The organism is uncultured Cellulomonas sp., from assembly GCF_963527515.1.
Taxonomy (GTDB): Bacteria; Actinomycetota; Actinomycetes; order Actinomycetales; family Cellulomonadaceae; genus Cellulomonas.
Window position 1 is genome coordinate 1 of sequence record NZ_CAURTV010000117.1, and the last position, 10,026, is coordinate 10,026.

At 74.3% G+C, this 10,026-nt stretch carries 8 protein-coding genes, 1 pseudogene and 2 riboswitches; of the genes and pseudogenes, 5 read left to right on the forward strand and 4 right to left on the reverse strand.

Annotated elements, in window-relative coordinates; translation table 11 throughout:
- Positions 1–519: pseudogene (locus tag RYN42_RS17815) on the forward strand (hypothetical protein); the annotation flags it as partial.
- A gap of 27 nt (positions 520–546) precedes the next feature.
- Here RYN42_RS17815 and RYN42_RS17820 read toward each other — a convergent pair.
- Both RYN42_RS17820 and RYN42_RS17825 read right to left on the reverse strand, forming a co-directional pair.
- Positions 547–2,616 carry an acyl-CoA dehydrogenase gene (locus tag RYN42_RS17820; protein WP_315098192.1) on the reverse strand — a complete coding sequence of 690 codons (2,070 nt, stop codon included), beginning with the start codon at positions 2,614–2,616 and terminating at the stop codon, positions 547–549.
- Entirely contained in the window at positions 2,613–3,440 is an 828-nt protein-coding gene (locus RYN42_RS17825; RefSeq protein WP_315098193.1) for a TetR/AcrR family transcriptional regulator, read from the reverse strand. The genes RYN42_RS17820 and RYN42_RS17825 overlap by 4 nt, the downstream gene beginning before the upstream one ends.
- 104 nt (positions 3,441–3,544) lie before the next feature.
- Here RYN42_RS17825 and RYN42_RS17830 point away from each other — a divergent pair, with 104 nt between their 5' ends.
- Genes RYN42_RS17830 through RYN42_RS17840 form a run of 3 tightly spaced genes read left to right on the forward strand, consistent with a single transcriptional unit; the run spans position 3,545 to position 7,079 of the window.
- Positions 3,545–4,870 (forward strand): acetyl-CoA C-acetyltransferase, encoded by a 1,326-nt coding sequence (locus RYN42_RS17830; protein WP_315098195.1) that lies wholly within the window; start codon positions 3,545–3,547, stop codon positions 4,868–4,870.
- Positions 4,871–4,872: 2 nt separating this feature from the next.
- Entirely contained in the window at positions 4,873–6,216 is a 1,344-nt protein-coding gene (locus RYN42_RS17835) for a 3-oxoacyl-ACP reductase (protein ID WP_315098197.1), read from the forward strand.
- Positions 6,213–7,079, forward strand: a complete 867-nt coding sequence (locus RYN42_RS17840) for a MaoC/PaaZ C-terminal domain-containing protein (RefSeq protein WP_315098198.1) — start codon at positions 6,213–6,215, stop codon at positions 7,077–7,079. The genes RYN42_RS17835 and RYN42_RS17840 overlap by 4 nt, the downstream gene beginning before the upstream one ends.
- Positions 7,080–7,118: 39 nt before the next feature.
- Here RYN42_RS17840 and RYN42_RS17845 read toward each other — a convergent pair whose 3' ends face one another.
- Together RYN42_RS17845 and RYN42_RS17850 are read right to left on the reverse strand one after the other, a co-directional pair.
- On the reverse strand, positions 7,119–7,760 hold the full coding sequence (locus RYN42_RS17845; RefSeq protein ID WP_315098200.1) for a fasciclin domain-containing protein: 642 nt from the start codon (positions 7,758–7,760) through the stop codon (positions 7,119–7,121).
- Between the two features lie 192 nt (positions 7,761–7,952).
- Positions 7,953–9,341 (reverse strand): aminotransferase class V-fold PLP-dependent enzyme, encoded by a 1,389-nt coding sequence (locus RYN42_RS17850; RefSeq protein ID WP_315098202.1) that lies wholly within the window; start codon positions 9,339–9,341, stop codon positions 7,953–7,955.
- Positions 9,342–9,388: 47 nt separating this feature from the next.
- A riboswitch (SAM riboswitch) is annotated at positions 9,389–9,503 on the reverse strand.
- A gap of 118 nt (positions 9,504–9,621) precedes the next feature.
- Positions 9,622–9,723, forward strand: a riboswitch (SAM riboswitch).
- A 10-nt stretch (positions 9,724–9,733) separates the two neighbouring features.
- Here RYN42_RS17850 and RYN42_RS17855 point away from each other — a divergent pair.
- A partial coding sequence (locus tag RYN42_RS17855; RefSeq protein WP_315098204.1) for a rhodanese-like domain-containing protein occupies positions 9,734–10,026 on the forward strand: 293 nt, incomplete at its 3' end.

Below are 10,026 nucleotides of genomic sequence, written 5' to 3' on the forward strand. Positions count from 1 at the left end.
GTGCGGGCCGCGGCGCTCACCGCCGGGCTCGTCGCCGCGCCGTGCTGGGCGCTCGTCGGCCTCGCGCACCGCGCCGCGGTGGACGCCCTCGGCACCGACCGGGGGGCCGGCACCCGGCTCGCCTCGATCCTGCTGCCCAACACCTCGACCGACTACCTGCAGGGATCCACCGCAGCGGTGATGCTGGCGTTCGTGGCGGCCGCCGTCGTGGTCGGGGCGGTGGCGGGCGGTGTCACGTGGCTGGCAGGCCGGTCCGCGGACCTCACGCGCGGGCGGGTGGCGTTCGTCCTGGCCGTCTGGCTCGGCGCGGTGCTCGCGTCGTCGGTCGGCCCCAGCATCAGCGCGCTCGGCCACACGGCGCCGGTGCTGACCGTCCTGGCAGCCGTCGTCCCCACCAGCGCGCTGTGGGGTCTGCTCTACGGCTGGGTGGTGGCCCTGGCGGCGCTCGCCGTGCTGGTCCGCACGCACCGGTCCACCGCCGCGGCCACGCCCGAACGCATCCCCGCGCACCGGGCCTGACCTCGGCCCGGTGCGCGTCGCGACGGCTCAGCGCTTGTGCTTCTCCGGCACGGGAGCGTCGCCGGACGCCCGCTGCGCCCGGTAGTAGGCGCGGGCCTCGTCCTGCCGGGCCTGCTCCGCGCCCGACGCGATCGGGGCCCGCAGGTGCGCCTGCTCGTAGCCGAACGCGTCGACCAGGGACTGGGCGTGCGGGCGCAGCCGGGCCAGCAGCCGGTCGATGTAGGACGTCACGGTCCGCGCACGGCCCGCGGACAGGCGGCCGTTGAGCAGGTACCAGGTGAGGTTCCGCTCGATGACCGTGAGCCCGAACAGGTCCCGCACCCACGTGAGGATCTGCCGGGTGCCCGGGTCGGTGACGCGCTCGAGCGCGGCGGTGAACGACTCCCACTGGACCAGCTCGGCGTGCGCGCGGGCGGCCTCGACCAGCTCGTGCTGGTGGGCGTTGAAGATCGCCGCAGCCGTGGCGGGGTCGGCCTTCTGCGCGGGGCGCAACGCCTGGGCGATCTCCGCGACCATCGTCTCGACGCGGTCCACCAGCAGCTCGCGCTGGGTGGCCGTCTCACGCAGCTGGCCGGCCGAGCGGCGGGGGTCGCCGACATCGGCGATCGTCTGCACGGCCCGGTGCAGCGGCGTGCGGTAGCGGGCGGCGTCCGCGGCTCGCTCTGCCACCATGCGGGCGACCTTCGTCGCGTCGAGGTGCTTGAAGCCCTTCGCGTAGTCGGTGAGCAGGCGCTTGCCGACGAGCTGCAGCAGGACCGTGTTGTCGCCCTCGAAGGTCGCGTACACGTCGAGGTCGGCGCGCAGGCTGGTCAGCCGGTTCTCGGCGAGAAAGCCCGCACCGCCGCACGCCTCGCGCGCCACCTGCAGGGTGTTGAGCGCGTGCCACGTCGACGCCGGCTTGAGCGCGGCGGCCAGGGTCTCCAGGTCCTCACGCGTCTCCGGGGTGTCGTTGCGGCCGGAGAACACGTCGTCGAACGCGGCGAGCAGGTCCTCGTGCGCGAACCCGGCGGCGTAGGTCTCCGCGAGCAGCGGGAGCAGGCGGCGCTGGTGCTCGGCGTAGTCCAGGATCACGACCTCCTCGGTGGGCGAGGCGGCGTTGAACTGGCGGCGCTGGTTGCCGTAGGTGATCGCGATGGTCAGAGCCAGCCGGGCGCCCGTGACGGCGGCGCCGTCGAGCGAGACGCGGCCCTGCACCAGGGTGCCGAGCATGGTGAAGAACCGGCGGCCGGGGCTCGCGATGGGCGAGGAGTAGGTGCCGTCCTCGGCCACGTCGCCGTAGCGGTTGAGCAGGTTCGTGCGCGGGACGCGGACGTGGTCGAACCACAGCCGGCCGTTGTCGATGCCGTTCAGGCCGCCCTTGATCCCGTCGTCCTCACCGCCGATGCCGGGCAGGAACTCCATGGTCTGCGGGTCACGCAGCGGCACGTAGAACGCGTGCACCCCGTGGTCGACGCCCGCGGTGATCAGCCGGGCGAACACGGTGGCCGCCGTGCCGTGCAGCGCGGCGTTGCCCAGGTAGTCCTTCCACGCGGCGCGGAACGGGGTGTGGATGACGAAGTCCTGCGTGGCCGGGTCGTACGTGGCCGTGGTGCCGATGGCGGCGACGTCGGAGCCGTGGCCCGTCTCCGTCATCGCGAAGGCGCCCGGGACGTCGAGCGAGAGGGCGCCCGCCAGGAACTCGTCGTGGTTGCGCTCGGTGCCCAGGTGGTAGATCGCCGAGGCGAACAGTCCCCACTGCACGCCGGACTTGATCTGCAGCGACGGGTCGGCGTGCGTGAGCTCCTCGAACCGGGCGAGGAACCCGCCGTGGTCCTCGGCGCCGCCGAACTTCGCCGGGAACGACCGGTGCACGTCGCCCTCGGCCACCAGCAGGCGGAGCTGGCCGAGGACGCGCTCGCGGTGCTCGGCCAGGGACAGCCCCTCGATCCGGTGGAACCGCTCGTCGGCCATGAGGGTGCGCGCGGCCAGCCGGAGCTCGGGGTAGTGGCCCAGGAGCACCCGGCTCAGGTGGGCGATGTCGATGTTGCGGACGTCGGCGTCGAGCCGCGGGTCGCCGGCGTCCGTCGCCTCGACGGGACGGGAGGTGGTGGTGGTCATCGGGACTCCTCTGGGGACGTGCGGTTGCGGTCACGGGCGAGCAGCCCGACGGGTCCGGCCCAGAGCCAGGCGGCGACCTGGGCGGTGATCTCTTCGCGGTCCGGGCTGGCGGGCTCGTCACGGTGGGCCAGCCACCACTCGCCGGAGCCCCGCACGAAGCCGACGGCGCCGGCGGCCCAGGACTCGGCCAGGGCGACGCGGGCGGCGAGTGCTGTGTCGTCCTCCTCAGAGGCCTCGGGCCTGCGAGCCGTCCGCCGGCCCTCGTGCTCCTCGGTGAGCCCCCGGGCGAACGGCGCCGCGACGAGAGCGGTGACCGAGTCGAGGAAGTGCCCGAGCGGCCCACCGGACTCCACGGAGCCGTTGCGCGTCACGAACGCGTAGACGTTCGGGGACGACTCGATCATCTCGAGGTACACCGCGACCATCGCGCGCAGGCCGTCGCGCGGCGTCGGCGCGATCCGCAGGACCCCCTCGAGGGCGCCCTGGATCTGGAGCACGACGGCCTCCGCGACGGCGATCTGCAGGCCGGTCTTGTCGGCGAAGTACCGGTACACGATCGACTTGGAGGTGCCCGCCGCGGCGGCGATCTCCTCCATCGACACGTCCGGGCCGCGGTGGTGGACCGTGCGGCGCGCGATGCGGACGAGCTCCGCGCGGCGCGCCTCGCGGTGGTCCGCCCAGCGCGTGGAGCGGCCGTCGGCGGCGAACGCGTCCTCGGGAGGGCGCCGCGCGCCAGGGGGCGAGCCCGGTCGTGCGCGACCGGGCTCGGAGTTCAGCAGCGTCAGGGCCGTCGCCTTCGACGGGCCCGGTGTGACAGGGCTCACGAGACCGAAGGTATCAGGTACTGTGGGTTTCGGACACCACGTCAGCATCCTCGAGCGCCCCGCGCTCGGTCCCGCTCAGCGACGAAGCGAGAGGAACGCGCCTCATGGCCCGCCCCACCCCCACCCCCAGCGTCCGCAAGGCCTACGTGCTCGGCGGCAACCGGATCCCCTTCGCCCGCGCCGGCGGCCCGTACGTCCGCGCCAGCAACCAGGACATGCTCACCGCCGCGATCGACGGGCTGGTCGCCCGCTACGGCCTGCAGGGCGAGCGCATCGGTGAGGTCGCCGCGGGCGCCGTGCTCAAGCACAGCAAGGACTTCAACCTCACCCGCGAGTCGGTGCTCGGGTCCGCGCTCTCCTCCGAGACCCCCGCGTACGACGTCCAGCAGGCCTGCGCGACCGGCCTGGAGACCGTCGTCTCGCTGAGCAACAAGATCCGGCTGGGCCAGCTCGAGTCCGCGATCGCGGGCGGCGTCGACTCGACGTCGGACGCGCCGATAGCGGTGAGCAACCGGCTGCGCCGCGCGCTGCTGGACCTGTCCCGCGCCCGCACGGTGCCGCAGAAGCTGGCCGCGCTGGCGAGCATCCGCCCCAAGGACCTCGCGCCCTCGGCGCCGAGCACGGGCGAGCCGCGGACGCACCTGTCGATGGGTGAGCACCAGGCGCTGACCACCGCGCAGTGGGGCATCACGCAGGCCGCGCAGGACGAGGTGGCGCTGGCCAGCCACCAGAAGCTGGCCGCGGCCTACGACTCCGGTTTCCTCGACGACCTGGTCACCCCCTTCCGCGGCCTGACGCGCGACGCCAACCTGCGCGCGGACTCCTCGCTGGAGAAGCTGGCGAAGCTCAAGCCCGCGTTCGGGCTCGGCCTCGACACCCCCGCGACCATGACCGCCGGCAACTCGACGCCGCTGTCCGACGGCGCCTCGACGGTGCTGCTCGGTTCGCAGGAGTGGGCCGACGCGCACGACCTGGTGCCGCTCGCGTGGCTGGTCGACGCGGAGGCGGGCGCGGTCGACTTCGTGCACGGCGACGACGGCCTGCTCATGGCCCCCGCGTTCGCGGTGCCGCGGCTGCTCGCCCGCAACGGTCTGACCCTGGACGACCTGGACTACATCGAGATCCACGAGGCCTTCGCGGCCACCGTGCTGACGACCCTCGCCGCGTGGGAGTCCGAAGAGTTCGGGCGCACCCGCCTCGGCCTCGACGGCGCGTTCGGCACCGTGGACCGCACCAGGCTGAACGTGCACGGCTCCTCGCTCGCCGCCGGGCACCCGTTCGCCGCGACCGGCGGACGGATCGTCGCGACGATCAGCAAGGAGCTGCACCGCCGCAAGGCGTCCTCCGGCTCCGACGCGCCCGTCCGGGCGCTCGTGTCCGTCTGCGCAGCCGGCGGGCTGGGCCTCACCGCGATCCTCGAGGCGGCCTGACCATGACCGACACCTACCTGGACCTGGTCAACAGCGGGTTCACCAAGAAGCTCGCCAAGCAGCTGGGCCTGCCCCAGCCGGCACCGCTGAAGCGCTACGCCCCCGGGCAGCCGCTGGTGGAGGGGGCCGTCCTGGTGCTCGGTCGCGGACGCGAGTCCGACGAGCTCGCCGGCCTCCTGTCCGCCGACTGGGACCTCGACGTGCACCGACACGCGACGCCCGGCACGCGGTACTCCGCGGTCGTGCTCGCGCTCACCGAGCTGACCCACCCCGACCAGCTGTCGGCGCCGGTGCTCGAGGTGGGCGGCGTGCTCAAGTCCCTGACGCGTGGCGGTCGGGTGGTCACCGTCTCGCGTGCCGCGGTCGCCGACGACGCCCCCGCGGTCGCCGCGGCACGCCAGGGCGTGGACGGCCTGCTGCGGTCGCTGGCCAAGGAGCTGCGCGGCGGGGCGACCGGCAACGGTGTCGTGCTCGCGGGCGACGTGCCGGTCACCGCGCCGTCGGTCGTCGGTGCGCTGCGGTTCTTCCTGTCCACCAGGTCGGCGTTCGTCGACGGCCAGCTGCTGGCTGTCGACTCCACCGCAGGCGCGCTGCCCGAGGACTGGGAGAAGCCGCTGGCCGGCCGCGTCGCGGTCGTCACCGGCGCCGCGCGCGGCATCGGCGCATCGATCGCGGACACCCTCGCCCGGGACGGCGCCACCGTGGTCGCGGTCGACGTGCCCGCGGCCGGGGAGCAGCTGGTGGCGGTGGCCAACCGGGTGCGCGGCACCGCGCTGCAGCTCGACGTGACGGCGCCCGATGCCGGATCGCGCCTGCTCGAGCACGCGCTGCAGCGGCACGGGCGGCTCGACATCGTCGTGCACAACGCCGGCATCACGCGCGACAAGCTGCTGGCCAACATGACGCCGGACAAGTGGGACTCGGTCCTGGCCGTGAACATCGCCTCGCAGCTGCGGATCAACGAGGCGCTGCTGACCTCCGGCGACTTCACCGACGCGCCCCGGATCGTGTCGCTGGCGTCGACGTCGGGCATCGCGGGCAACCGCGGCCAGACCAACTACGCGGCCTCCAAGGGCGGGGTCATCGGCATGGTGCGGGCCACCGCGCCGCTGCTCGAGGCCTTCGGCGGGACGGCCAACGCGGTCGCGCCGGGGTTCATCGAGACCGAGATGACCGCGCGGATCCCGGCGCTCACCCGGCAGGTGGCCCGCCGGCTCAACTCGCTGCAGCAGGGCGGGCAGCCCGTGGACGTCGCCGAGACCGTGGCGTTCCTGGCCTCCCCCGCGGCCGGCGGGATCGTCGGGCGCGTGCTGCGCGTCTGCGGCCAGAACATGGTGGGCCAGTGACGACGACCGTCGTCCTGCCGCAGGTCCCGGCGCTGGGCGGGCTGTTCGCCCGGGGCGCCGGGCTGTCGGTCGCGCGTCGCGTTCGGCCCGGACCGACGACGCTGCCCGACGTCGACTACGTCGTGCGCGGGACGCGTCCCGATGCGTCCCTGCTGACCGACTACCAGCACCTGCTCGGCGAGCCAGCGAGCGACCGGCTGCCCGCCGGGTTCGTGCACGTGCTGGCGTTCCCCGTGGCCACCGCGCTCATGGTGCGGTCCGACTTCCCGCTGGCCCTCGTCGGCCTGGTGCACGTGGCGAACCGGGTGACGCAGCTGCGGCCGCTGACCCTCGCCGACGTGCTCGACGTCCGCGCGACCGCGGCCGACCTGCGGGCGCACCGCTCCGGCACGCAGGTGGACCTGGTCACCGAGGTGTCGACGGACGGCTCGGTCGCGTGGCGCGGGGTGTCCACCTACCTGGCACGCGGGGTGTTCCTCGCCGGCTCGGTCGACGAGTCCTCGGAGCCCTTCGTGCCGCCGACGCCGACCGGCCGGTGGAGGCTCGGCGCCGACACCGGCCGCCGGTACGCCGCCGTCTCGGGCGACCGCAACCCGATCCACCTGACCGCACTGTCCGCGAAGGCGTTCGGGTTCCCGCGGGCCATCGCGCACGGCATGTACACCGCCTCCCGCGCACTGGCCGACGTGGGTGCTGCCCGCGGGGACGCGTTCGACTGGTCGGTCGAGTTCGTCAAGCCGGTGCTGCTGCCCGGCACCGTGACCGTGCGGATCGCGCGGGACGGCGAGGGCTTCGCGTTCGCCGGCTGGGACGCCCGCTCCGGCAAGCCGCACCTGACGGGCTCGGTCAGCCCGCTGGCCTGACGGGCCGGGTCCTCGTCGACCCGGCCCGCCAGGGGCTTCTCAGAGGTCGGCAGGACGCAGCACGAACGTGATCGCGTGGGCGATCTGCACGTTGCCCGCGTTCAGGTCGAGCTTGCCGCGCACCAGGAACGGGTTGAGGTCGTTGCGGTCCTGGTCGCGCAGCTGCACGAGGCCCCAGCGCTTGGCGAGCACGTCGACGGTGAACGTGCCGCCCTGCGCGGTGGTGAGGACGGCGTTGTCGCTGGCCAGGGCGGTGCCGGAGTCGATCGTCGCGCCCGGGACCACGTGGTAGAGCAGCACCTGCTCGATCGCGTCGATGCCGACCGCGCCCGCGAGCGCGGTGAGCACCTGCTCCTCGGTGCCGTACCAGCGGTGGGTCAGGTCCTTGGCCAGCACCTGGAACGCGCGGTCGTTGGGCACGAACGCGGTGAGCGGGACCGTGCCGTCGGCCAGGACGGCGACGGGACTGGCGGGCTTGGCGGCGAGCACCGCGCCGACCGCCTGGTCGAGGATGTCGAAGTCGTACCAGCTGCGGTCGAACGTGTCCCCGTCGGAGGCGAGCAGGGCGGCCAGGCTCGACGTGCCCGTGGGCGCGGCGCTCGCGGCGGGCGCGAGGGCGGTCCCCGCTCCGGCGACCAGGCCGGCGGCGAGCAGGGTGGACAGCGTGCGGCGGATCCTCATGGTGGCTCCTACGGACGACGGTCGCGGACGACGCCCAGCGCCGCACCGCGGGGTACCCGGAGGGCGCCCTGTGTCCTCTTCGCCCGATCCCCCGCGTCCGGATGCACCCCGGTGCAGCCCGGGGCCGCGAGAACGGCAGTTCCCCGCGAGAGCGTGCCGTTGAACTGCCGTTCTGGCGGGGAAGTGACGTTCTCAGTCGTCCAGGGCCGGCCCGCACGCCGCCGCGGCGGTCGCCGCCAGGTGGTCGAGGCCGTGCACGGCGAGCAGCGGGCGGGTGTCGTCGACCACGGCCCAGCAGCCGTCGACCACCTCGTACCGGACGGCGGGACCGGTGGCCAGGTACTCCGTCAGGGCCGTGACCAGCCGGTCGACCGCCTCGCTGGTGGTGCCGACGCCGACCGACGCGCGGATGGCGCCGTTCGACGCACCCAGGTGAGCCAGCAGCGGGTGCGCGCAGAAGCGACCGTCGCGCACGCCGATCCCGTGCTCGGCGGCCAGGTACGCGGCGACCAGGCCGGGGTCGTGGTCCGGCACGGTGAACGTGAGGACGCCGACCGGGGCCGCAGAGTCCGGCCAGATGCGCGCGATCCGGACGCCGTCGATGGCCGACAGCCCGTCCACCAGCCGCTGCCGCAGCGCCTCCTCGTGCGCGGCGAGCGCCCCGGCGGGCAGCGCGGCGAGCTGGTCGCACGCCTCCGCGAGCGCGATCGCCCCGAGCACGTTGGGCGACCCGGCCTCGTGCCGCGCCGGAGCCGGCTGCCAGACCGTCCGGTCGGCCCGCACGTCGCGCACCGCACCTCCCCCTGCGAGGTACGGCGTGCCCGTGTCGAGCCAGTCGCGGCGGCCGACGAGGGCCCCCGCGCCGAACGGGGCGTAGGTCTTGTGCCCGGAGAACGCGACGTAGTCGGCGCCGGTGGCGGCCAGCGAGAAGCCGCGGTGCGGCACCAGCTGGGCGCCGTCCACCGCCACCCGGGCACCCTCGGCGTGGGCGAGCGTGACGACCTGGTCGATGGGCAGCGCCTCTCCCGTCACGTTGGAGGCACCCGTGATCGTGACCAGGGCGTACGGCTGCCGGGCCAGCTCGTCGCGCAGGGCGTCGAGCGTTGCCGCCACCGTGCCGGCGATCGGCAGGATGGTGGTCCGGTTCCCGTGCCGCTCGGAGCTCTGCACCCAGGGCAGCAGGTTGGCGTGGTGCTCCACGTCCAGCACCAGCACCCGCCCGCCCGCAGGGACCACCCCGGCGAGCAAGTTGAGGGAGTCCGTCGTGTTGCGGGTGATGATTGCGACGTCGTCGGGACGCGCGTCGACGAACCGCGCGATCGTCTGGCGCGCGGACTCGTACAGGGCGGTGGACACCTGGGACAGGTAGCCCGCGCCACGGTGCACGGACGCGTACAGGGGCAGCACCTCGGTGACACGGGCCGCGACGGCCTCCAGGGCGGGCGCGCTGGCGGCGTAGTCGAGGTTGGCGTAGACGCGGTGGGTGCCGTCCACGAGCGGGACGGTGGTGGTGCCGCCGACGACGGGGAGCAGGGCGCTCACCTCGGTCGCACAGGTGAGGCGCTCGGCGGTGACAGTCACGGTGGGTCCTCCGACACGTTCGGGGGGACACCGGTCGGCCAGGTGGAACCCCGCGCTTGCCGAGCCCCGGACGGGACGCGGCCAGGTCGTCACCCGGGGCACCCCACCGCGGAGGAGGGTTGCCGGCCAGCGAGCCGGGGCTTGACGCTGGCGCTCATGACCTGCAACGAGGGTCGCGGCAGGCCCCGGCGGCTGTCAACGCACCGCGCGCTTCGTCTCGCCTGCCGGGACACCGTGTCCACCACTTGGAGGGTCAGCACCGCCCCGCGTAGCATCACCGGCACCATCCAGAGCGGCCGAGAGATCTGGCTCGACGACGCCGCAGCAACCCGCGGGCACCCCGGTGCCCGGTCGAGGGTGCTACCGCCAGGACCGATGAGACGAGGGCCTCGATGAGCTACGCCGGTGACCTGACCCCCCAGCAGGCCTGGGACCTGCTCACGTCCGACGAGACCGCCGTGCTCGTCGACGTCCGCACGGACGCCGAGTGGCGCTACGTCGGCATCCCCGACTCCGCCCCGATCGACGGCCGCGCCGCGCTGGTCGAGTGGGTCTCCTACCCGTCGGGCCGCCCGAACCCGCAGTTCCTCAAGCAGCTCGCCGACGCCGGCGTCGCGCCCGGCCGGCCCGTCGTCTTCCTGTGCCGGTCGGGAGTCCGCTCCGTCGCCGCCGCGCAGGCGGCGAC